The following is a 23871-nucleotide window of genomic DNA, read 5'->3' on the forward strand; positions in this document are numbered from 1 at the left end:
ACTAGGAAGGCCTAGATAGATGTTCAGACGCAATCTCCTCCGTTTGCTGGTCGTGCTGACCGGCCTCGCGGTGTCCCTGCCGCTGGCCTGGGCACGCGTGGAAATCAACATCAACAAGGGTAACGTCGAGCCGTTGCCGATCGCCGTGACGGATTTCATCGCGAGCGGTGATCTCGGTCAGCGCGTCACCGACGTGATCGCGGCGGATCTCAAGCGGTCCGGTCTCTTCGCACCGGTCAACAAGCAGGCCTTCATCGAGAAGATCTCCAATCCCGACCAGCCGCCGCGCTTCGAAGACTGGAAGGTCATCAATGCGCAGGCGCTCGTTACCGGTCGCGTGACGCAGGAGGGCGACGGACGCCTTCGCGCGGAGTTCCGCCTGTGGGACACGTTCAGCGGCCAGCAGCTGACCGGCCAGCAGTTCTACACGCAGCCGGAAAACTGGCGCCGCGTGGCCCATATCATCGCCGATGCGATCTATGAGAGCCTGACGGGCGAGAAGGGCTACTTCGATACCCGCGTCGTCTATGTCGCCGAAAGCGGCCCGAAGACGGCCCGCAAGCGCCAGCTCGCCATCATGGACCAGGACGGCTTCAACGCCCGGGCGCTGACGAACTCCAACGAGCTCGTCCTGACGCCGCGCTTCTCGCCGAGCCGTCAGGAAATCACCTACATGTCCTTCGAGGGCAACCAGCCGCGCGTTTACCTGCTCCAGCTTGAGACGGGACAGCGCGAGGTGGTCGGCAACTTCCCGGGCATGACCTTCTCGCCGCGCTTTTCGCCGGATGGCCAGAAGGTCATCATGAGCCTGCAGCAGGAAGGCAATTCCAACATCTACACGATGGATTTGCGCTCGCGCACCACGACGCGGCTGACCTCGACGGCGGCGATCGATACCTCGCCGTCCTATTCGCCGGATGGCACGCAGGTCGTCTTCGAAAGCGACCGTGGCGGAAGGCCGCAGCTCTACGTGATGGGCGCGGACGGCTCCAACCAGCGCCGCATTTCCTTCGGCGACGGCTCCTATTCGACCCCGGTCTGGTCCCCGCGTGGCGATCTCATCGCCTTCACCAAGCAGTCGGGCGGCAAGTTCTCGATCGGCGTGATGAAGACCGACGGTTCGGGCGAGCGCATCCTCACCAGCGGCTTCCACAATGAGGGCCCGACCTGGGCGCCGAATGGCCGCGTGCTGATGTTCTTCCGCCAGGGTGCGGGTGCGGGCGGTCCGCAGATCTATTCCATCGATCTTTCCGGCTATAACGAGCAGGTCGTCCAGACGAAGGGCTTTGCTTCGGACCCGGCCTGGTCGCCGCTTCTCGAATAGGACACGCATATGGCAGCTCTGCCGCGTTCTTGCCGCAAAGTCCTGTAAGTCAGGCTTCAAGGCGAGACGCGGCAGAGCCGTTTCTACGTAGAATGCAGGGGGCCGGGGACGGTCTTAAAGCAATCATTAACCATAGTCGTTGAAGGCGGATTAACCGCTCGCGGTTACAGTCTGGCAACCCTGATTGAAAACGCCGCTTCAACGAACTTGACGCAAAAACTGATGCAAGGAGACCGGCTCATGAGCCGCATTCATTCCCCGGCCGCTGGCCGCATGCAGACCATCGCCCGCAACCCGGCAATGATCGCCCTGTTCATGACGCTCGCCCTCGCAGGCTGCGCCTCGAAGAAAAACCTGCCGAACAACGCCGGTGACCTCGGCCTGAACGGTGCAGGCGCCGCGACCCCGGGCTCGCAGCAGGACTTCACCGTCAACGTTGGCGACCGCATCTTCTTCGACACCGACTCGACGTCGATCCGTGCCGATGCCGCAGCGACGCTCGACCGTCAGGCACAGTGGCTGCAGCAGTATCCGAACTACGCCATCACGGTCGAAGGCCATGCCGACGAACGCGGCACGCGCGAATACAACCTCGCGCTCGGCGCACGCCGTGCGGCTTCGACCCGCCAGTACCTCGCATCGCGCGGCGTTCCGGCCAACCGCATGAAGACCATCTCCTTCGGCAAGGAAAAGCCGGTCGCCGTCTGCGACGACATTTCCTGCTGGTCGCAGAACCGCCGCGCCGTCACTGTTCTCGGTGGCGCCGGCATGTAATTCCTTCTCCGGAAGGATCGTGTGGAAGGCGGCCGAGAGGCCGCCTTTCTTTTTTCAACACACTTTGGCCGAACTCCGTTGCTTTTTGAGAGCATTTGGAAAACTCTTCGGCAGCGCTTCGGCGCACAATGGACCAACGGGACGAAAATAGATGAAGAAACTTGTCGCGGCAGGCGTTCTCAGTCTGGCAGCGGTAGCAGGCATGGTCGGGCCGATCAGCGCATCGCCGCTCTCGACACTGGCGACCGGCTTCCTGCCGGCAAAGAGCGAAAAAGTGGAGAGGGGCAACGTGATTCTGGCGCAGGCCATGGATCCGCGGGTTGGCCAGCTCGAAGAGCAGATCCGCAGCCTCAACGGCCGGATCGAGGAAATGAGCTACCAGCTGCTGCAGATGCAGGAGCAGATCCGCAAGGCTCAGGAAGACAACGAGTATCGCTTCCAGGAAATCGAAAGCGGCAAGGGAGGCACCGGCAAGAGCGGCGCCCTCGACAGGCCGGTGAACGGCGGGACTGCGGACCAGCAGACCGCCTCGAACGGGGTGCCGGCGGATGATACCGCCGGGACCGACACGCTCGGTTCGACGAATGGCGGTGCGCAGCCGCAGGAGCTGGGTTCGATCAAGTTCGACGAAAACGGCAATCCGGTCGGTGCAGAGGCCAATCCGGACTTGAACAATCAGAGTGCGTCCATCGGCAACGACAATTCGTTGCCAGGCGTCGAGGGCGACCTGCCGCAGGCATCGCAGTCCTCCACCGCGTCGCTCGACAACCCGGACGACCTCTACAAGGTTGCTTACGGCCATGTGCTGACCGGCGACTACCAGCTCGCTGAACGCGAATTCCGCGATTATCTCGACATCTACCCGAAGGGCGAGAAGGCGGCGGACGCCAATTTCTGGCTGGGCGAAGCACAGTATTCGCAGGGCAATTTCAACGACGCGGCCAAGACTTTTCTGAATGCGCACCAGACCTTCAGCAAGTCGAAGAAGGCGCCGGAAATGCTGTTGAAGCTCGGCATGTCGCTCGCTGCCCTCGATAACCGCGAAACCGCCTGCGCGACGCTGCGCGAAGTGAACAAGCGCTATCCGAGCGCATCCAAGGCCGTGAAGAGCAAGGTTTCTTCCGAACAGAGCCGGCTGTCCTGCTGATTGCGGACGTATCGAAGGCCGTGGCCCGCGCGGAAGATCCCGTCGTCGAGGCAACCGGCCGTTTTCTGAAAAGTTTCAAGCGCCCCGCGCGTCTGCTGGTCGCCATTTCCGGCGGCAGTGATTCGACCGGGCTGCTCGTGGCGCTCGCCACGCTTTGCGCGACCGGGCGCTATCCGGGCATCACCCTTGCCGCCTGCACCATCGACCACGCCCTTCGCGCTGGATCGGCCGAAGAAGCGAAATGGGTCGAGGCGCTTTGTGCCCGGCACGGCATCCCGCACGTCACCCGCCGCTGGGAGGGGGAAAAGCCCGCATCGGGCCTACAGGCCGCAGCGCGCGCCAAACGGTATGATCTCCTCGTCGAAGCGGCTGCGGAGCTGGGTGCCGATAGCATCCTCGCCGCCCATACCAGCGACGACCAGAACGAGACGGTTGCCATGCGCGCCAAACGGTCGCCGGAGGGGGTCGGCCTTTCCGGCATGGCGGATGTGGTTCTTCTGAATGGCGCCGTCTGGCTCTTGCGGCCTTTCCTGTCGCTGGAGCGCGCTGCCGTCAGGGCGTTTCTTGCCGCCCGGGGCGAAACTTGGCTCGACGACCCCAGCAACAGAAACCCGCATTTCGAGCGCGTGCGCATCCGCGAGCGGGGGGCGGCGACAATTCCGGTGCGTTCTTCGCAGGACAGGCACCTGCTTTCGGAACGTGCGGCTGATTTTCTCATCGAAAATGTGCGGGCGGGGCGTGGATTGTTGGCCGTCGACCCGACTGCGATAGAGGCGCTTCTTGCCGATCCGGCGGCATGGCGTGGGCTTCTGCTGCTGGCCGCCACGGTAGGCGGGCGGGCACATGTGCTCGAAGCGGCCTCGGCTGATCGCCTGCGCGCCTTTCTCGCCAGCGGCACACTGTCGCGGCTGACGGCCGGCCGCGTGGTTTTCGATCGCCGCCGCGACGGCCTGTTTCTGTATCGCGAGCACCGGGGCATCGAAAGTCTTGTCCTGCCGGCGGGAACGGCCGCCCTTTGGGATGGCCGGTATTGTGTGGCCAATGCGACGGGACAGCCGATCGTGGTTTCGCCGGCCGGCGATGAAGAGGGGCAGGGCGATGCCGTGCTTCGCGGACCGGCCCTGCGGGCACGCCGCGCCGCGCCGCGCCTGAAATTCGAGGATGGCGAGATGGTGCCCGCGGACGGGGCGCGCGTGGAACCATCGATTGCGCCCTATGCCCGTTTCCTGCCGCGTTTCGACCTGCCGCTTGCCAACGCGCTAGCTGGAATTCTCGGGTGCCGGCCGTTTTCGTCTCCGTCTAACGAATGAAGGCGCACCCGAAAGCGTTGTGGTAAGGTGTTTGCAGGCTCAATGTGGACGAGGGACCCGGATCCTTCCCCGCCATTGACGATGTTATGAGAAAAGCCCCGGGATCGCGCGCTTTGCCTTGGCAAGGCCGCATGGCGACCCTATGTTAGGCGACAGAGAAGCGGCCGGGAGACTCCGGCCGGGAAAGTGCCCGGAAAGTTCGATGAATCCCAATTTCCGTAACTTCGCCCTGTGGGCGATAATCGCCCTTCTGCTGATCGCGCTGTTCAGCATGTTCCAGACGAGCCCGGCACAGACCGGCTCGCGGGAAATTCCCTATTCGCAGTTCCTCAAAGAGGTGGACTCGAGCCGGGTGAAGGAAGTCGTCATCACCGGCGAGAAGATCGTTGGCAGCTATGTCGAGACCGGCGCGACCTTCCAGACCTATGCGCCGGCCGGCGACAACACACTCGTTCAGCGCCTCGAGGCGAAGAACGTGGTCGTCAGCGCGCGGCCGGAGACGGACGGTTCGTCCGGCTTCCTCAGCTATATCGGCACGCTTTTGCCGATGCTCCTGATCCTCGGTGTCTGGCTGTTCTTCATGCGCCAGATGCAGGGTGGTTCGCGTGGCGCGATGGGTTTTGGCAAGTCCAAGGCCAAGCTGCTCACCGAAGCACACGGCCGCGTCACCTTCGCAGACGTCGCCGGCGTGGACGAAGCCAAGCAGGATCTGGAAGAAATCGTCGAATTCCTGCGGGATCCGCAGAAGTTCCAGCGCCTCGGCGGCCGCATTCCGCGCGGCGTGCTGCTCGTTGGCCCGCCCGGCACCGGTAAGACGCTGCTGGCGCGCTCCGTTGCCGGCGAAGCCAATGTGCCGTTCTTCACGATCTCCGGTTCGGACTTCGTCGAAATGTTCGTCGGCGTCGGTGCAAGCCGCGTGCGCGACATGTTCGAGCAGGCCAAGAAGAACGCGCCCTGCATCATCTTCATCGACGAAATCGACGCGGTCGGCCGTCATCGTGGCGCCGGTCTCGGTGGCGGCAATGACGAGCGCGAACAGACGCTCAACCAGTTGCTCGTCGAGATGGACGGCTTCGAGGCCAATGAAGGCGTCATCCTGATCGCCGCGACCAACCGTCCTGATGTTCTCGACCCGGCGCTGCTGCGTCCCGGCCGTTTCGACCGCCAGGTCGTCGTGCCGAACCCGGATATCGTCGGCCGCGAGCGCATCCTCAAGGTGCATGTCCGCAACGTGCCGCTGGCACCGAATGTCGATCTCAAGGTTCTGGCTCGCGGTACGCCCGGCTTCTCCGGTGCCGACCTCATGAACCTCGTCAACGAATCTGCCCTGATGGCGGCGCGTCGCAACAAGCGCCTCGTCACCATGCAGGAGTTCGAGGACGCCAAGGACAAGATCATGATGGGCGCGGAGCGCCGTTCCTCCGGCATGACCGAGGCGGAAAAGAAGCTCACCGCCTATCACGAAGCCGGCCACGCCATCGTCGCTCTCAAGGTGCCGCTCGCCGATCCGCTGCACAAGGCGACGATCATTCCGCGCGGCCGTGCACTCGGCATGGTCATGCAGCTTCCCGAGGGCGACCGCTACTCGATGAGCTACAAGTGGATGGTCTCGCGCCTCGCCATCATGATGGGCGGCCGCGTTGCCGAGGAAGTGACCTTCGGCAAGGACAATATTACGTCCGGCGCATCATCCGACATCGAGCAGGCGACGAAGCTCGCCCGCGCGATGGTCACGCAATGGGGCTTCTCCGACCAGCTCGGCCAGGTCGCCTATGGCGAGAACCAGCAGGAAGTGTTCCTCGGTCATTCGGTGTCGCAGCAGAAGAACGTTTCCGAAGCCACCGCGCAGAAGATCGACAACGAAGTTCGCCGCCTGATCGACGAGGCCTATACCGAGGCCAAGCGTATTATCACCGAGCAGCACCACGAATTCGTGGCGCTCGCCGAAGGCCTGCTCGAATACGAGACGCTGACGGGTGACGAGATCAAGGCGCTGATCCGCGGCGAGAAGCCGGCGCGCGATCTTGGCGACGACACGCCGCCGCACCGTGGCTCCGCCGTTCCGAAGGCCGGCCACAAGAAGGGCGGCGAGGCGGAAGGCGGCCTGGAGCCGCAGCCGCAGTAAAAAAATCGTGGCATGCAGTTGCGAAACGGCCGGGCAAATAGTCCCGGCCGTTTTCGTACGGTAACGGACTGTAATCATTTCTGATCTGCGGGTGGATGCTATTTGCTGACTTCTATGGCAAAGAAGCGCGACGTTCGCCCGGCGCTTAAGTTTGAGATGGGGTTGCTGGTTTAAAGTATTCCGACTTCCACCGGCTTGATGTATGAGGCCGTGGAGCGTGGTGGGCAGAACACCGACAAGGCCGGGCGCAGAGCAAAAGAACGCCGCCCAGGCTGGCGATTTTCAGGAGTAGACATGAAACGTCGTTATTTTGGTACGGACGGCATCCGGGGACAGTCGAACCTTTTCCCGATGACGCCTGATCTTGCCATGCGCGTCGGTATTGCCGTCGGCACGATCTTCCGTCGCGGCGCGCATCGCCACCGGGTGGTCATCGGCAAGGACACGCGGCTGTCCGGCTATATGCTGGAAAACGCCATGGTCGCGGGCTTCACGGCTGCCGGCATTGATGCCTTCGTGCTCGGCCCGATCCCGACGCCTGCCGTCGCCATGCTGACGCGCTCGTTGCGCGCCGATATCGGCGTGATGATCTCGGCCTCGCACAATCCGTTCTACGACAACGGCATCAAACTGTTTGGTCCCGATGGCTACAAGCTGTCCGACGACCTGGAAATGGAAATCGAGGACCTGCTCGATACTGACATGACGGCGCAGCTTGCCAAATCCGCGGAAATCGGCCGGGCGAAGCGTATCGACGGCGTGCATGACCGTTACATCGAGCACGCCAAACGCACCCTTCCGCGCGATGTGACGCTGCAGGGCCTGCGCGTGGCGATCGACTGTGCCAACGGCGCGGCATACCGCGTGGCGCCCGCCGCCCTGTGGGAACTTGGCGCGGACGTGGTGACGATCGGCAACGAGCCGGACGGTCTCAACATCAATCTCGACTGCGGCTCCACCCATCCCGAGGCCTTGCAGCGCAAGGTGCACGAGGTGCGGGCCGATATCGGCATCGCGCTTGATGGCGATGCAGACCGCGTGCAGATCATCGACGAGAACGGCAAGTTCATCGACGGCGATCAGTTGATGGCGGTCATCGCTGAAAGCTGGGCGGCGGACGGCACGCTGCGTGGCAACGGCATCGTCGCAACCGTCATGTCGAACCTCGGCCTCGAGCGCTTCCTGACGGGCAAGGGCCTGAACCTCCAGCGCACCAAGGTCGGCGATCGCTATGTCGTCGAGCACATGCGCCAGAACGACTACAATGTCGGCGGCGAGCAGTCCGGCCATATGGTGCTTTCCGATTTCGGTACGACCGGCGATGGCCTCGTCGCAGCGCTCCAGGTGCTGGCCTGCGTCAAGCGCAGCGGCAAGTCCGTCAGCGAAATCTGCAACCGCTTCGAGCCGGTGCCGCAGGTGTTGAAGAACGTTCGCATCAAGACCGGCCAGCCGCTCGAGGATACCGTCGTGCGCCAGGCCATTGCCGATGCCGAAAGCGAACTGGCCAAAACCGGCCGCCTGCTCATCCGCCCGTCCGGTACCGAGCCGCTGATTCGCGTGATGGCGGAAGGCGACGATCGTGCCCAGGTAGAGCGGATCGTCGACGAACTGGTCAACGTCATCGGCTCGGCGCGCACCGCCGCCTGAGACAGCTGTGTCGAATTCTGGAAGGCCGGGGCGATATGCCCCGGCCTTTTTTGTTTGGGCAGCGCGTTGCCCTGCGCCGCCGGAAAATAGGGCCTCGATCCAGCGGGCTGTACTGGGGGAGGGCGGCGGCTTGTCGGCTCTTCTGTGGGCAACCGCATCGAGGCGCTGGAGCCATGGTTAAGAAACCGAAAATTTATTACTTTGTTTACTGGCCCTCATAAGCGTTCATTTTATGTAAAAATGCGCCTTAAGCGGCCATTAACCTTTTTTCTTCACTATCCTGGATGATCGAAGGACTTGGAATCCGGTACGCCGGGCGGCCAAGCAAAAGCCTATTGGAGCCAGGCCATGAGGAAAGTTTTGAGTGGCGTCGTAGCCGTCCTGCTGACAGGCACGTCGGGTTACGCCGCTGATATCTATCAGCCGGAGGTGATCGAAGCCCCGGTACAGGAAGCCATCATCGAGACCGGCGGATGGTATCTGCGCGGCGACATGGGCTGGTCCTACAACAAGATGCGCGGCGCCAAGTACTTCCAGGGCTCCAACAGCAACATGCGCAACTTCGATTCCGCCGACCTTAAGAGCGGCTTCGTCATCGGCGGCGGTGTCGGTTACCAGATCAACGATCACTTCCGTACGGACGTGACGCTCGACTACATGTTCAATTCTAAGTTCAGCGGCTCGACCTCCGGCAGTTGCGGCGTGGCGGTGAACTGCACCTCGCGTGACGTCGCTTCCTTGACGGCGCTGAGTCTGCTGGCCAACGCCTATGTCGACATCGGCACCTATGGCTCCATCACGCCCTATGTCGGTGCCGGTATCGGTGGCACCTATGTGAACTGGAAGGGCCTCAAGAACACCTCGTGCGAGGACGGCGATCCGACAAACTGCGACCCGACATTCACGCACCACGGCAAGAAGAACTGGCGCTTCACCTATGCGCTGATGGCCGGTGCCTCGATCGACGTGACCTGCAACGTGAAGGCCGACGTGGGCTACCGCTTCCGCCATGTCACGAAGGGCGGCATGTTCGGCTACAATGCCGGCGGCGGTCCCGGCTACGACAAGGGCTTCTACAGCCACGAAGCACGCGCCGGTCTGCGCTACTCCTTCAATGGCTGCGACCAGCAGGCTTACATCCCGCCGGCGGAAATCCCCGTCGAGCAGCCGGTCTACAAGTAAGACCAGCCCTGCCTGACCATGTCCAAGGCCGCCCGAAAGGGCGGCCTTTTTCGTTTCGGGCATGGAAAACCGGATGCTTAACGGTTCCTTCACTCCTTAAGAAGTATGGTTAACCAACGGTGTAGAGCAGCGGCAAATCCTTGCAATGCGGCCTGTACCAATCGCGCAACCGCCTGGCCTCGCCGGCTTCGAGGGAACGAGAACATGTTTCGTCGCATCGCACCCATTGGTATCGCCGTCCTGGCCGGCCTCATCGCAACCAGCGCGGTTGCGAGCGACCTCGACATCATCAATGCGCCGGAAATCGACGTGTCCGGTGGTGGGGTGGCCGAGGGCTGGTATATCCGCGGCGACCTTGGCTATTCCGGCTGGATGAAAAGCGGCAAGCCCGACTACACCGTCTATGCGCCGGGCGGCTCGGTCTTCTCGCAGGAGACCTTCGACAGCGCGCGCTTTTCCAAGTCGATGTCCTATGGCGTCGGCATGGGCTACCAGTTCAACAGCATGTTTCGCGCCGACCTGACGACGGATTTCTTCAACGGCAATCTCAGCGGCGATTCGAATATCGACCTGCCGTGCAGCGACAGTGAGCCGGCCGGCACGAGCTGCGGCTTCAGCCACAAGGCGGATTACAACGCGATCAATGTCATGGCGAACGGCTACATGGATCTCGGCACGTTTGCCGGTTTCACGCCCTATGTCGGCGCCGGCGCCGGCGTGACCCATGTCAGCTGGGACGACTTGAGGAGCAAGCCCTACTGCGAGGATGGTTCGGAGGCTTGCTCGGGTGAGACCTATTTGAGCGGCAGGCTCAAGGGCGAGGACAGCTGGCGCTTCACCTATGCGCTGATGGCCGGTGCAGCGGTGGATCTGACCGAGCGCATCAAGCTCGATCTCGGCTATCGCTTCTCCGACACGGCGGGTGGAAAGATGTTCCGCTACGGTGCGACGGAGCAGGGCTGGGGCGCGAGCGGCACCAAGGGCCGCGACGACGGCTTCCAGAAACACGAATTCCGCGCCGGTATCCGCATCAACACCTGGTAAGGTCTATTTTCCAGCTATTACACGGCGCGTCGGGCAACCGGCGCGCCGTTTCCATTGCGTCGGATTATTTTTCGTTCGCGACATATCCCTCTTGACGAAAGAGGACCTCTCCCATATTCACGGCGGCGGGACACCCTTCCCCAACGAAGGGCTATCTATCTGGAAGGATAGCGATCATGACGAAGACCGTCACACCGCCGGACGTGCGTCCGAACAATACCCATTTCTCTTCTGGCCCGTGCTCGAAGCGCCCCAACTGGTCGCTCGAAGCGCTTTCCGATGCTCCGCTCGGTCGTTCGCACCGCGCCAAGATCGGCAAGACCAAGCTCAAGCAGGCCATTGATCTCACCCGTGAAGTTCTCGAAGTGCCGGCGGATTACCGCATCGGCATCGTACCGGCCTCCGATACCGGCGCCGTCGAAATGGCGCTGTGGTCGCTGCTCGGCCCGCGCGGCGTCGACATGGTCGCCTGGGAAAGCTTTGGTTCGGGCTGGGTTTCCGATGTCGTCAAAGAGCTGAAGCTCCCCGACACCCGCAAGATCACGGCCGATTACGGTCTGCTGCCCGACCTTTCCACGATCGACTTCGACCGTGACGTGGTCTTCACCTGGAACGGCACGACCTCCGGCGTGCGCGTCGCCAATGCCGACTTCATTCCGGCCGACCGCAAGGGCCTGACGATCTGCGACGCGACCTCGGCCGCGTTTGCGCAGAACCTCGATTTCGCCAAGCTCGATGTCGTCACCTTCTCCTGGCAGAAGGTTCTGGGCGGTGAGGGCGCGCATGGCGTCATCATCCTGTCGCCCCGTGCCGTCGAGCGCCTCGAAAGCTACACGCCGGCCTGGCCGATGCCGAAGATCTTCCGCATGACCAAGGGCGGCAAGATCATCGAGGGCATCTTCCAGGGCGAAACGATCAACACGCCCTCCATGCTCTGCGTCGAGGACTATATCGATGCGCTTCTCTGGGCAAAACAGGTCGGCGGCCTCAAGGGCCTGATGGCCCGCGCCGATGCCAATGCCAAGGTGATCTTCGATTTCGTCGAGAACAACGACTGGGTCGCCAACCTGGCCAAGGAGCCGGCGACGCGCTCCAACACCTCGGTCTGCCTGACGATCGCCGACAAGGACGTGCTGGCGCTCGACGCCGATGCGCAGGCCGCCTTTGCCAAGGGCCTCGTCGCGCTTATCGAAAAGCAGGGTGTCGCCTTCGACATCGGCGCTTATCGTGACGCCCCGTCGGGCCTGCGCATATGGGCCGGCGCGACGATCGATACCGCCGATCTGGACGCGCTGATGCCCTGGCTGACCTGGGCCTTCGAGACCCAGAAGGCAACGCTTTCCAAGGCTGCGGCCTGATTTCGCGACCGGCTTCGTCCAATGGGCGAAGCCACCTTTGATCTCATCTCCCTAGACTCAATTGATGGAGGCCTCTCATGGCACCTCGCGTACTCGTATCCGACGAACTGTCGGAAACCGCCGTCCAGATTTTCCGCGATCGTGGCGTTGAAGTCGATTTCCAGCCGCAGCTCGGCAAGGACAAGGACAAACTTGCCGAGATCATCGGCAACTATGACGGCCTTGCCATCCGCTCCGCCACCAAGGCGACGGAAAAGCTGATCGCGGCTGCGACCAATCTCAAGGTCATCGGCCGCGCCGGCATCGGCGTCGACAATGTCGATATCCCGGCTGCCTCGCGTCGCGGCATCATCGTCATGAACACGCCGTTCGGCAATTCGATCACCACGGCAGAACACGCCATCGCGCTGATGTTCGCCGTCGCCCGCCAGCTTCCCGCCGCTGACACCTCCACGCAGGCCGGAAAGTGGGAAAAGTCGAAGTTCATGGGTGTCGAAATCACTGGCAAGCTGCTCGGCGTCATCGGCGCCGGCAATATCGGCGGCATCGTCTGCAAGAAGGCCATCGGGCTTGGCATGCACGTCATTGCTTATGATCCCTTCCTCTCGGCCGAACGCGCCCAGGAAATGGGTGTTGAGAAGGTGGAGCTGGACGACCTGCTCGCCCGCGCCGATTTCATCACGTTGCACGTGCCGATGACCGACAAGACCCGCGGCATCCTGAACAAGGAAGCACTCGCCAAGACCAAGAAGGGTGTGCGCATCATCAATTGCGCCCGTGGCGGCCTGGTCGATGAAGCGGCGCTTGCCGAAGCCATCAAGTCCGGCCATGTCGCCGGCGCCGGTTTCGACGTGTTCGAAGTCGAACCCGCCAAGGAAAGCCCGCTCTTCGGCCTGGAAAACGTCGTCTGCACGCCGCATCTCGGCGCCTCGACCACGGAAGCGCAGGAGAACGTTGCCCTTCAGGTCGCCGAGCAGATGTCGGATTACCTGGTCAAGGGTGCCGTCTCGAACGCCATCAACATGCCGTCGATCACCGCTGAAGAAGCGCCGATCCTGAAGCCGTTCATCCGGCTTGCCGACGTGCTCGGCGCCTTCGTTGGCCAGGTCACGGAAAGCGCCATCAAGGAAATCGAGATCCTCTACGACGGTGCGACCGCGACGATGAACACCAAGGCGCTGACGAGTGCGGCCCTTGCCGGCCTCATCCGCTCGCAGGTTTCCGACGTCAACATGGTTTCGGCGCCGGTCATGATCAAGGAAAAGGGCGTCATCCTTTCCGAGGTCAAGCGCGACAAGTCGGGCGTCTTTGACGGCTACATCCGCCTGACCGTGACGACGGCGAACCAGACCCGCTCGATCGCCGGCACCGTCTTCTCCGACGGCAAGCCGCGCTTCATCCAGATCAAGGGCATCAACCTGGACGCCGATGTCGGCAACCACATGGTCTACATCACCAACACTGACGTGCCCGGCATGATCGGCTTCATCGGCACGACGCTGGGCGAGGCGGGCGTCAACATCGCCAACTTCCAGCTCGGCCGCGACAAGCAGGGCGGTGACGCGATCGCGCTGCTTTATGTCGACGCCGCCGTGTCGGAAGATGTGCTGAACAAGCTGCGCGCCAATCCGGCGATCCGCCAGATCAAGCCGCTGGTCTTCAACGTCGATTGATCGTCGTCCTCCCAAGACGAAGTGAAAAGGCCCGCCGGATCGCTCCGGCGGGCCTTTTGCTGTCAGGCCTTTTTCTCTTTCGGCCGTCCCCATTCGGCAATGGCGATGCCGCCGAGCACGAGGAGAAGGGCGACGATATGGAAGGGATGCAGCGTCTCGCCGATCAGGAAGACGGAGAGAATGGTGCCGAAGACCGGGATGGCATTGATGAACAGGCCTGCCCGGTTGGCGCCGATCATCTCGACGCCGCGCACATAGAGCACCTGCGAGAGCAGGGAAGGGAAGATGCCGGCATAGAGCACGATGGCCCAGCCGGTCGTATCCGGAAAGATGGCCGCGCCGCGCGACAGCTCCCAGAAGAACAGCGGGATGGCGCTCAGCAGTGCGCCGAAGGCGGGCGCGGCGATAAAGCTCTGCCAGTGCATGTCCGGCTTCCAGCGCAGCGACACCGTATAGGCGGCATAGACGATGCAGGCGCCGAGCATCAGCGCGTCGCCGAAGTTGAACTCGAGTTCCGCCAGCGCCGAGAATTCGCCATGAGCGGCTGTTACAAGAACGCCGACAAGTGTGACGCTGAAGCCGACGATCTGGGCGATCGAGGCCTGGATGCGGAAGAGGATGAAGTTGAAGACGAAGATCAACATCGGAATGCCGGCCTGCTCGATGACCGCGTTGATGGCGCTCGTATAACCGAGCGCAGTATAGAGCAGGGCATTAAAGGCGGTGAAGCCGAAGACGCCGTAAAGCAGGAGCTGGAGCCAGTGTTTTCGGATGACCGGCCAGTCGCGTTTCACTTGCGGCAGCATGAGGATCAGGATGATCGTCAGGGCGATGATCCAGCGCAGCAAAGTCAGCACCATCGGGCTGACATGGCCGACGGCGAGTTTGCCTGCAACCGAGTTCGCGCCCCAGAAAAGCGCGGTGATGCAAAGGTAGAAATAGGCTCTGCTGTTCAAGGTGGAATGTGTCCGGATGAAGAACGGGTACGCAGGGTGCGTCGGCGGGTGCCTCAGATAAGGGGAAAAACCGCGCAATGTCATGCAAAAAGCGGATGACGGCCGTCATAACAGGGTCGCATTCCCAAAGACAACACAGTATAGATGCGCGGGTTTGTGTCAGGCGCACGGGTACGCGCGCGCGATAATAGGAAAGATTAAATGACGAACGTCGTGGTGATCGGATCGCAATGGGGTGACGAAGGCAAGGGCAAGATTGTCGACTGGCTTTCCGAACGCGCCGATATTGTCGTGCGCTTCCAGGGTGGTCACAATGCCGGCCATACGCTCGTCATCGACGGCACGAGCTACAAGCTCTCGCTGCTGCCCTCCGGCGTCGTACGCCCGGGCAAGATGGCCGTCATCGGTAACGGTGTCGTCGTCGATCCGCATGCGCTGATCGCCGAAATCGACAAGCTCGGCAAGCAGGGCGTGACGATCACGCCGGAAAACCTGCGCATTGCCGACAACGCGACCCTCATCCTCTCGCTGCACCGCGAGCTGGACGGCATCCGCGAGGACGCGGCCTCCAACTCCAATTCCGGCGTCAAGATCGGCACGACCCGTCGTGGCATCGGCCCGGCCTATGAGGACAAGGTCGGTCGTCGCGCCATCCGCGTCATGGATCTCGCCGACCTCGACACGCTGCCCGGCAAGGTCGAGCGCCTGCTGACGCACCACAATGCGCTGCGCCGTGGTCTTGGCGAAGATGAAGTCACGCATGAGACGATCATGCAGGAACTGACTTCGGTCGCCGATCGCGTGCTGCCGTTCCGCGAGACGATCTGGCTGATGCTCGACAAGGAGCGCCGCCGTGGTGCGCGCATTCTGTTCGAAGGCGCGCAGGGCTCGCTGCTCGACATTGACCACGGCACCTATCCCTTCGTCACCTCGTCGAACACGGTTGCCGGCCAGGCTGCCGCCGGTTCCGGCATGGGGCCGGGCTCGCTCGGCTACATCCTCGGCATCACCAAGGCCTACACGACGCGCGTCGGCGAAGGCCCGTTCCCGACGGAACTCAAGGACGAGATCGGCCAGTTCCTCGGCGAGAAGGGCCATGAATTCGGCACGGTCACCGGCCGCAAGCGTCGCTGCGGCTGGTTCGACGCAGCGCTGGTACGCCAGTCGGTTGCGACCAACGGCATCACCGGCATCGCACTCACCAAGCTGGATGTTCTCGACGGTCTCGACGAACTGAAGATTTGCGTCGGCTACACGCTCGACGGCAAGGAAATCGATCATCTGCCGGCGAGCCAGGGCCAGCAGGCCCGTGTCGAGCCGATCTACATCACGCTCGAAGGCTGGAAGGGCTCCACGGTCGGCGCACGCAGCTGGGCGGACCTGCCGGCGCAGGCGATCAAATATGTCCGTCAGGTCGAAGAGCTGATCGGCGCCCCGGTCGCCCTGCTGTCGACCAGTCCGGAGCGGGATGACACCATACTTGTGACGGACCCGTTTGAGGACTAATCTCAAGCTCAACACCAGTTCCGTGTCGTATTCCAATAGGATAGCGCACGGACACGATGGAAAGTTCTGATGGCGGATTTTGTAGCAGTCATTCGAAGGGCCGTTGACGGCCTCTCGGACAACAATGCCGAGATGCGGCAGAAGGTTTACGAGAAGGCCCGCGGCGCTGTCCGCAGGCAGCTCGAATCCATGAACCCGCGCCCTTCTGATGATCTCGTGAAACGCCAGCTCGACAAGCTCGAAGCGGCGATCGGCGACGTCGAGACCGAGCATGCCGAGGCGCTTCCCGTCGAAGAGCCTGCGCCCGAACCCGTCGAGGATCTCGTCGCTGAGCCTGCTGAAGAAGCCGCGCAACCGGAGCCGGTGGTCGAAGAGACCGCGGCCGTCGAGCCGGAAGCTGTGGTCGCCGAAGCTGAGCCGGAGGCCGGGCCTGTTGCGGCCGAACCGGAACAGCACGTCGAGCCTGAGGAGCAACCCGTCGTCGAACCGGTGGAATCCCGCGAGGATGTGCCGGCCGAGACCGCGGTTGAAGACGAGCCCGTTGCCGAGACCGCCGCCGAGGAAACGCCGGCTGTCGAGGCCGACGTCGAGCCCGAGCCGCGCGAGACCGTGGTTGAAGAGGCGGTAGCGGACGAGCCGCAGGCTGTCGCTGCCGAGGCGCATGTCGAGCCGTCCTGGCATGTCGAAGCAGAGCCCGCGGACGATTATGTCCCCTCCTGGCACGAGCCCGAGACGGCGACCGAAACCACCACGGAAGAACCTCAGCCCGTTGCGGCCGTCGAGCCGGAAGCGCAGGCCTATACCGTTCACGATGAACAGGTGCCGGATGCCGAGCCGGTCGCGGATGCCCGCATGCCGTCGGCAGAGGCGCAGTGGAACTGGAACGAGGCGTCCCCCGTCGTTGAGACGGCGAACAACCCCGCGCTGCCCGCCGATACCGTGACCGACCCGCTTGCCTGGGACTGGCCGGACGAGAAGGCAGGACAGCCGGCGGACACGTCGGAGAAGGCCGCTCCCGCACGGGATTGGGGCGACCTCGACGAGCTTCTTGGCAACAGCGGGACAAAGGCCGGTGCGGCGGCTGCCGGAACGGCTTCGATGGCAGAGGCCGGGCTCGCCGATGCGGCTGCCTCCGCCACGCCGACCGTCGAAACGGCCCGCGCGCCGCAGCGCTCGTTCCGGGCGGAGCCGCGCAAGTCGCGCATCAATTTTGCCGCCCTTGCGGCGCTGCTCGCACTCGTCGCCATCATTGGCGGCGCGGGCGCGGGTTACTGGTTCAACCGCGACACGGTGAACGGCTGGGTCAACGAGCGCATTGCGTCGTTCACGACCCCATCGGCCGAGACGCCTGCGGACACCACGCAGACCAACCAGACCGCAGAAGGCGGCCGCAACCTGCCGGCCGACACCAAGCCGGCCGAAACGGCCCAGACCCCGACGGGCGATGCCGCCGGCACGACGCCCACGACGACGGAAGTCGCCTCGACGTCGCAAAACAGCAGCGGCAAGTTTACGCAGCGTCTGTTGACCGACGGTTCGGAAGTCGATCAGGGCCCCGCGCCGGCCCTTGACGGCGCAACGCCGGAAGAGGGCAAGTCGGTCGCTGCCCAGTCGACCGAAACGGCGGAGGCTGCCCAGGGCGGTGCTGCCACCACAGGCGGTGCCGCGACCACGGGCGATGCGGCCACCACGACGCCCGCCACCGGTACGGACGGCACGGCGCAGACCCCGGCCGGCACGGACACCGCGACGACCACGGACACCCAGACGCCAGCCACAACCGGCGAACAGCCGGCCGCCATTGGTGTCACGCAAAAGATGTTCCTTTATGAGGAGCGTCTCGGCCAGACCGCGCCGACGGCGATCGAAGGCACGGTTGCCTGGTCGAGTGCCGAAGAATCGCCCGGCGGTGACGCCAAGCCCGAGCCGGTGGTGCGCGCGCAGGTCAACGTGCCCTCCAAGGGTCTGACCGCGCTGATTACCTTCCGGCGCAATGGCGACCGTTCGCTGCCGGCAAGTCATCTGGTGGAGCTCGTCTTCTCGCTGCCGGAGAATTTCGAAGGCGGCGGCATCGAGAGCGTGCAGCGCGTGGCCATGAAGCGGACCGAGCAGGATCGCGGCGATGCGCTGATCGCGGTGCCGGCGAAGATCACCGACGACTTCCACATGATCGCGCTCAACGACTTCCCGGAAGCGATTGCCAAGAACACCGAGCTTCTGCGTACCCGCAACTGGATCGACATTCCGATCACCTACCGCAACGGTCGCCGCGCGCTGATGACGCTCGACAAGGGCACTGCCGGCGCGGAAGCCTTCGACACGGTGATGAAGGCCTGGACGACCGCCGCAGCAGCCAACCCGTAAAAGCTCGCATGCATCAAAGAAAAGGCCCGGCATCGCTGCCGGGCCTTTTTGTTTCTGCCTTCGTATACGATCAGGCATCTTCGATGACGCGGACGGCGCGGGCCTGTTCGGCGGCGTATTTCTGTACGGCCTCCTGCACCTTCTCGAAGGCGCGAACCTCGATCTGGCGCACGCGCTCGCGGCTGATGTCGAACTCGGTGGAGAGTTCTTCCAGCGTCACCGGATCTTCAGCAAGGCGACGGGCCTCGAAGATGCGGCGTTCGCGGTCGTTCAGGACGTCCATCGCACGGGCGAGCATGGCACGGCGTGTGTCCAGTTCGTCCTGCTCGATCAGCGTCTGTTCCTGGCTGTCGTGATCGTCGACGAGCCAATCCTGCCACTGGCCGGATTCACCTTCGCTGGCCTTGATCGGCGCGTTGAGCGAGGCATCGCCGGTGAGGCGGCGGTTCATCGAGACGACTTCGTCTTCGGAAACCTTGAGCTTGGTCGCGATTTCCTTGACCTGATCGGGGCGCAGATCGCCATCGTCGATCGCCTGGATCTTGCTCTTCATGCGGCGCAGGTTGAAGAACAGGCGCTTCTGATTGGCGGTCGTGCCCATCTTCACCAGCGACCACGAGCGCAGGATATATTCCTGGATCGAGGCCTTGATCCACCACATGGCATAGGTCGCAAGGCGGAAGCCGCGCTCCGGGTCGAACTTCTTGACGGCCTGCATCAGGCCGACATTGCCCTCGGACACGACTTCGCCGATCGGCAGGCCGTAGCCGCGATAGCCCATGGCGATCTTGGCCACGAGGCGCAGGTGGCTCGTGACGAGTTCATGCGCGGCGGTACGATCGCCGTGCTCCTGGTAACGCTTGGCGAGCATGTATTCCTGCTGCGGCTCAAGCATTGGAAACTTGCGGATTTCATCGAGATAGCGGTTGAGACCACCTTCTCCGGCGGTAATCGACGGCAGCGTATTGCGGGCCATTCAGCACCCCTTTCTGAGACGGCTTCCATTCGGCAAGCCTTGGTACGGAGCCTGATCCTGAAAACCGGATCCCCGTCAGCAACCATGCTCCCCGTGGGGCATGGCGACCCCACGATCATATAGATAGGTATGGCGAAACAATGGTTCAAGCCACCGCGGGCTTCACGGCTGCGTGAAGGCGGGAAGGGCGAATGGATTTTGCGACACATCCCTAAAATAGGGTCGGATGCCGGCAAATCAAGGGTTGGCGGTCTATTCGACCGCGCGCAAGGCCTCGATCAGCCGTTCCAGATCCTCCGGCGGCGGCGCCTCGAAGTGCATGGTCTCGCCGGTCGCAGGGTGCTCGAACTGCAGCAGGAAGGCGTGTAGCGCCTGCCGGTGGAAGCTGTTGACCACCTCGCGTGCCGCATCCGGCAGTCGGTTTGCCTTGGTCTTGAACGCGGCGCCATATTCCGGGTCGCCGATCAGTGGGTGGCCAATATGCGCCATGTGCACGCGGATCTGGTGCGTGCGGCCGGTTTCGAGACGGCATTCGATCAGGGAGGCGAGGCTGGTGGCGTCGGGCGTCTCGGCATAACGCTCGATCACTTCATAATGGGTGATCGCCTCGCGGGCGTCATCGGTGTTTTCGCGCTTCACGGCGCGCTTGGTGCGGTCCGCAGCGCGGCCGAGGGGCGCGTCGACCGTGCCCTTCAACTGACGTGGGCGGCCCCAGACGACAGCCTGGTAGGCGCGCTCCAGCGGGCCGGTGCGGCCATGGTCGGCAAACTGGTCGGAGAGGTGGCGGTGCGCGGCGTCGTTCTTGGCGACGACCATCACGCCGCTGGTCTCCTTGTCGAGGCGGTGCACGATGCCGGGACGACGCACGCCGCCGATGCCGGACAGGCTCTCGCCGCAATGGTGGATGAGGGCATTAACCAGCGTGCCGGTCCAGTTGCCGGCACCGGGGTGTACGACGAGGCCGGCCGGCTTGCAGAGCACGATCAGGTCGTCATCCTCGTAGAGCACGTCGAGCGGGATGTCCTCGCCCTTCGGCTCGGGATCGCGGGGCTCGGGCAGGGCGATCGCGACGGTATCGCCGGGATGGATCTTGCGCTTCGGCTCGCCGATAACCGTGCCGTTGACCAGAACGGCGCCTTCCTCGATCAGCGCCTTGATGCGGCTGCGCGAAAAATCGCCGGCAAGCGTGGCGGCGAGCCAGGCGTCGATCCGTCCTTCGGCGTCTTCCGGCACCGTCAGGACTTTTCTTGTGGCCTCGGCTTCTTTAAAGGGGTCGGTCATCGTTCACTTATACTCATTGCCGGAAGGGCGTTTGCCATGTCCAATATCGAAAACGACGATCAGGAAGACAAGCCGCTCGACCCGGTGATGGAAAATGTTCGTCGCAAGATGATGCGCCTGCAACTCGTCTCGGGCGGCATCATGCTTTTGATGTTCATGGCGGTGCTTGCGGCCATTGTCTATAAGATCAACACGCGCGATGGCAAGCCGGAAGCCGCAACTGCGTCCGGCACGGTCGTTCCGAGCGACGCACCCATCAAGGCGACAGCGACGCTGCCGGATGGTTTTGCCGTTTCGGCCGTGTCGCAATCCGATGGACAGATCCTGTTCTACGGCGTGACGGCAGCCGGCGCGCGCAAGGCCCTGCTCTTCGATATCGCTGCCGGCCGTATCGTCGCCGAGATAGACGTCGCGGGCAACTGATCGGGCATGGCGGCGGAACCGGTCCGTATCGACGATCCAGCCGACCCGCGCATCGCGGGTTTTGTTTCGATCCGCGAACGCGACCTGACCGGCCGCGAGGGCCTGTTCATTGCCGAGGGGACGGTGGTGCTGCGCATGCTTGGTGCTGCGCCGGCGCGGGACAACGGTTTTGTTGCCGATGCCTTCCTGCTGCTCGAAAACCGGCTGGCCGGCATTGCGGACGTGCTGGCCACCTTTCCGCTGACCGTGCCGGTCTATGTGGCCTCGGCGGCTGTCTTCGATGCGGTTGCCGGTTTCAACATGCACCGTGGCGTGCTGGCGCTTGGCCGGAAGCCGGCGTCGGAGAGGGGAGAAACGCTCCTCGAAGGCCTGCCGGAAACGAGCCTCGTTCTTGTCGGCTGCGGCCTGTCCAACCACGACAATGTCGGTTCGATCTTCCGCAACGCCGCCGCCTTCGGCGCTGACGCGGTTTTTCTCGACGGGATGTCCTGCGATCCACTCTACCGCAAGGCCATCCGCGTTTCCGTCGGCTCGGTCCTGACCGTGCCGTTTTCGCGTGGCCTTGATGCACACGCCATGCTTCAGCGGCTGGCGGAAGCGGGCTTCGATATCTGGGGGCTTTCGCCGCGCGGCGAAGTCACGGTCGGGGAAATCCCTGCGGCCCGGCGCATTGCGCTCGTGCTTGGCACGGAAGGCGAGGGGCTTCCCGAAACCATCCTCTCCTCCTTCCGCACGGCGCGCATTCCGCAGCGGCCCGGGCTCGACAGCCTCAACGTCGCGACGGCGAGCGGGATCGCGCTGTATCAGATCGCGCTGGCGATGGGCCGCGTCGGATAGAGTGAACTCAGCTTTCGTCTCGCCCGATCTGCGCACGCACGCGCTGGGCAAGGCTTTGCTCGTCGCCGTCAAGAGCAGGGTCGATCGAGGCGATGAGATCATGCACCGGTGAGCCGGCACCTTCGCGGGCGGCGGTGAGCACGATCATCTTGCTGGCAAGGTCGGCCATTTCTTCGCGCAATGCGGCATCGTTTTCGCCGGTCTTCGCAGCCATCAGCCGTTCAGAGAGCGCCGTGCCCTGATCGCGCACATGCTCTTCCAGCGCGACGATGTCGATGGGCGGCGGCGTCACCTTGTCGGAGCGGCGCTGCGAGAGGCGGCTTGCCACTGTGGCGCGGGCGATCCCGTTCGAACGGGCGGACTTCGCCGCTTCCTTGTTTTCCACCGTCAATGTCTTCACCTTGTCGCGCAGGCGGTTGACCTCCGCGATGCGCCGTTCAATCGCATTGTCCTTGTCGGCACTTCCGGCGAGTTCCCGTGCCAGCTGCCCCTCCATCTGCCGCACGCGGGCTTCCTCCCGGGCGAGCCGAACTTCCAGCGCTTTCGCATTCTGGCTCGTCGACTTCAAGTCCTCGCGCAGCTTGTCGCGCTCGTCCTTGAGATTGCCGATCCGGCTCTTCAGGTTTTCCATCGCCGTATCGCGGGTGGCGAGGTCGATCTTCATGTCGTCGATGTCGGCGCGCAGGTGGTCGATGCTGGCATTCAGCTTGTCGACCTCGATCGAGCGGCCCCGGACCTCCCGGTCGGCGGTGGTGAGGGCGACCTTGAGCTGCTCGCTCTTCAGCTCCTCGCGCCGGAGGGCGGAGCGCATGTCGCCCGCCTCGATGTTCATGTCGGCGAGCTGGGCGTGCAGTTCGGCATTTTCCGTGCCGATCGCTGCGGCCTGGGCGACCAGCTTCTCGTTTTTCACCCGTTCCAGCGTGTGTTTTTCCCGCTCGCGGCGCACATTCTGGGAGAGCCGGGCATTTTCGGTCGCGAAGGCCGCGCGCGCCATATCCTTCTGGGCGCGCACTTCTTGCGGGCTCAGCGGCATGGTGGCCTTCATGCGGGCTTCGGTAAATTTGACGATGCGCTTCTGGATGGCCGGGGCAACGAGCAAACCGGTCAGCGTGGCGGCGAGAAAGCCGAGCGCGAAGAGAAGGGCGTACTCGATCACGGGTCACTCGTTCCAAAACGGGTCTCGGACGAGAACACTATAGCGGCTCGTCCGAACTTGCACAGGGGTTGTCTCTGCGAAATACACTCTCGGTTAACCTGACGGGCGAGAGCGCCTTTTCATTCGTTCAGAAGGGGTTCCAGGTCGGCTGGCGCGTCAGCTTCAGGTAGCCGGCATTGATGCCGAGGCGGGCGCCAACGCCGGTGCGGATCGGCACGAGCACGACGTCGCGGTTGACGTTGACCTGCATGCCGACGCCGGCGACCAGATAGGCCGAACCGGAAACACCGCCGTAACGCTCGTAAAGCGCGTTCACGTCCGGCAGGTTATAGACGAGCATCATCGTGCGGCTGCCCTGGCCGCCCCAGTCGAGGCCGAGCGACGGGCCCTGCCAGAACACCGAGTGCTGGCCGGCATTCTTGGTGTTCAACGTGCCTTCGCCATAGGTCAGGCCCGCAACGAAGGCGCCGGAGCCTTCCTGGCCGAGGATATAGCCATTCGGCAGGCCGTAGGATTCGAAGGCGCGTTCAACGACCTTGGCCAGTCCACCGGAGGTCGAGCCGAAGAATCCGTGGCCGGCATCGACGATTTCCTGCATGGAATACTGGTTGCTGCTCTGCTGCGCCTGAGCCGGCAAAGCGAGAAGTAGCGCCAAGAATGTTGCTGTTACGATCCTGAGCACCATCGTGACCAGATTTGAAATAGCCATGTCCCGTTCGCCTTCCTTCATGTATCGGCCCCGTTCCTGTAGCAATTTGATCTGATCGTCTTAACAATCGGTTTACCAA

At 63.2% G+C, this 23871-nt stretch carries 19 protein-coding genes; 14 read left to right on the top strand and 5 right to left on the bottom strand.

What is annotated here, in order from left to right; genetic code table 11:
- The first annotated feature begins 19 nt into the window (after positions 1–19).
- The 10 genes from tolB (at position 20) to serA (ending at position 13584) form a co-directional block, all read left to right on the top strand.
- Entirely contained in the window at positions 20–1324 is a 1305-nt protein-coding gene (tolB, locus tag GR138_RS20180; protein ID WP_160861050.1) for a Tol-Pal system beta propeller repeat protein TolB, read from the top strand.
- Positions 1325–1564: 240 nt separating this feature from the next.
- The gene (gene pal / locus GR138_RS20185) at positions 1565–2098 is read left to right on the top strand and encodes a peptidoglycan-associated lipoprotein Pal (RefSeq protein WP_160861051.1); all 534 of its coding nucleotides are present in this window, start codon (positions 1565–1567) and stop codon (positions 2096–2098) included.
- Between the two features lie 151 nt (positions 2099–2249).
- A complete protein-coding gene (gene ybgF, locus GR138_RS20190) occupies positions 2250–3245 on the top strand; it encodes a tol-pal system protein YbgF (protein WP_160861052.1) in 996 nt (331 codons plus the stop codon).
- Positions 3246–3265: 20 nt separating this feature from the next.
- Positions 3266–4555 carry a tRNA lysidine(34) synthetase TilS gene (tilS, locus tag GR138_RS20195; RefSeq protein WP_160861053.1) on the top strand — a complete coding sequence of 430 codons (1290 nt, stop codon included), beginning with the start codon at positions 3266–3268 and terminating at the stop codon, positions 4553–4555.
- A gap of 202 nt (positions 4556–4757) precedes the next feature.
- Complete coding sequence (ftsH, locus tag GR138_RS20200) at positions 4758–6680, top strand: ATP-dependent zinc metalloprotease FtsH (protein ID WP_160861054.1); 1923 nt, start codon at positions 4758–4760, stop codon at positions 6678–6680.
- Positions 6681–6974: 294 nt separating this feature from the next.
- Positions 6975–8327 carry a phosphoglucosamine mutase gene (glmM, locus tag GR138_RS20205; protein WP_160861055.1) on the top strand — a complete coding sequence of 451 codons (1353 nt, stop codon included), beginning with the start codon at positions 6975–6977 and terminating at the stop codon, positions 8325–8327.
- A 348-nt stretch (positions 8328–8675) separates the two neighbouring features.
- Positions 8676–9509 carry an outer membrane protein gene (locus GR138_RS20210; protein WP_160861056.1) on the top strand — a complete coding sequence of 278 codons (834 nt, stop codon included), beginning with the start codon at positions 8676–8678 and terminating at the stop codon, positions 9507–9509.
- Positions 9510–9713: 204 nt separating this feature from the next.
- Entirely contained in the window at positions 9714–10553 is an 840-nt protein-coding gene (locus tag GR138_RS20215) for an outer membrane protein (protein ID WP_160861057.1), read from the top strand.
- A gap of 176 nt (positions 10554–10729) precedes the next feature.
- Entirely contained in the window at positions 10730–11911 is a 1182-nt protein-coding gene (locus GR138_RS20220; protein ID WP_160861058.1) for a phosphoserine transaminase, read from the top strand.
- Positions 11912–11988: 77 nt separating this feature from the next.
- On the top strand, positions 11989–13584 hold the full coding sequence (gene serA / locus GR138_RS20225; RefSeq protein WP_160861059.1) for a phosphoglycerate dehydrogenase: 1596 nt from the start codon (positions 11989–11991) through the stop codon (positions 13582–13584).
- Between the two features lie 62 nt (positions 13585–13646).
- Here the strand turns inward: serA and GR138_RS20230 are convergent, their stop codons facing one another.
- Entirely contained in the window at positions 13647–14540 is an 894-nt protein-coding gene (locus GR138_RS20230) for a DMT family transporter (protein WP_160861060.1), read from the bottom strand.
- A gap of 201 nt (positions 14541–14741) precedes the next feature.
- Between GR138_RS20230 and GR138_RS20235 the strand changes: the two genes are divergently transcribed.
- Positions 14742–16046, top strand: coding sequence for an adenylosuccinate synthase (locus GR138_RS20235; protein WP_160861061.1), 1305 nt, complete (start codon positions 14742–14744; stop codon positions 16044–16046).
- 69 nt (positions 16047–16115) lie between these two features.
- Complete coding sequence (locus tag GR138_RS20240; protein ID WP_160861062.1) at positions 16116–18410, top strand: hypothetical protein; 2295 nt, start codon at positions 16116–16118, stop codon at positions 18408–18410.
- Positions 18411–18480: 70 nt separating this feature from the next.
- Here the strand turns inward: GR138_RS20240 and rpoH are convergent, their stop codons facing one another.
- The gene (rpoH, locus tag GR138_RS20245) at positions 18481–19386 is read right to left on the bottom strand and encodes an RNA polymerase sigma factor RpoH (protein ID WP_160861063.1); all 906 of its coding nucleotides are present in this window, start codon (positions 19384–19386) and stop codon (positions 18481–18483) included.
- Between the two features lie 252 nt (positions 19387–19638).
- On the bottom strand, positions 19639–20667 hold the full coding sequence (locus GR138_RS20250) for an RluA family pseudouridine synthase (RefSeq protein WP_160861064.1): 1029 nt from the start codon (positions 20665–20667) through the stop codon (positions 19639–19641).
- 36 nt (positions 20668–20703) lie between these two features.
- On the opposite strand from GR138_RS20250, the gene GR138_RS20255 reads away from it, so the two are divergent.
- Both GR138_RS20255 and GR138_RS20260 read left to right on the top strand, forming a co-directional pair.
- The gene (locus GR138_RS20255) at positions 20704–21090 is read left to right on the top strand and encodes a hypothetical protein (protein ID WP_160861065.1); all 387 of its coding nucleotides are present in this window, start codon (positions 20704–20706) and stop codon (positions 21088–21090) included.
- Between the two features lie 6 nt (positions 21091–21096).
- Positions 21097–21927, top strand: coding sequence for a TrmH family RNA methyltransferase (locus GR138_RS20260; protein ID WP_160861066.1), 831 nt, complete (start codon positions 21097–21099; stop codon positions 21925–21927).
- 7 nt (positions 21928–21934) lie between these two features.
- Here the strand turns inward: GR138_RS20260 and GR138_RS20265 are convergent, their stop codons facing one another.
- Positions 21935–23083, bottom strand: coding sequence for a coiled-coil domain-containing protein (locus tag GR138_RS20265; protein WP_160861067.1), 1149 nt, complete (start codon positions 23081–23083; stop codon positions 21935–21937).
- 127 nt (positions 23084–23210) lie between these two features.
- Positions 23211–23792: a DUF1134 domain-containing protein gene (locus GR138_RS20270; RefSeq protein ID WP_160861068.1), complete on the bottom strand. Its 582-nt coding sequence runs from the start codon at positions 23790–23792 to the stop codon at positions 23211–23213.
- Positions 23793–23871 lie beyond the last annotated feature (79 nt).

It is taken from the genome of Shinella kummerowiae (genome assembly GCF_009827055.1).
In the GTDB taxonomy this organism is placed as follows: domain Bacteria; phylum Pseudomonadota; class Alphaproteobacteria; order Rhizobiales; family Rhizobiaceae; genus Shinella; species Shinella kummerowiae.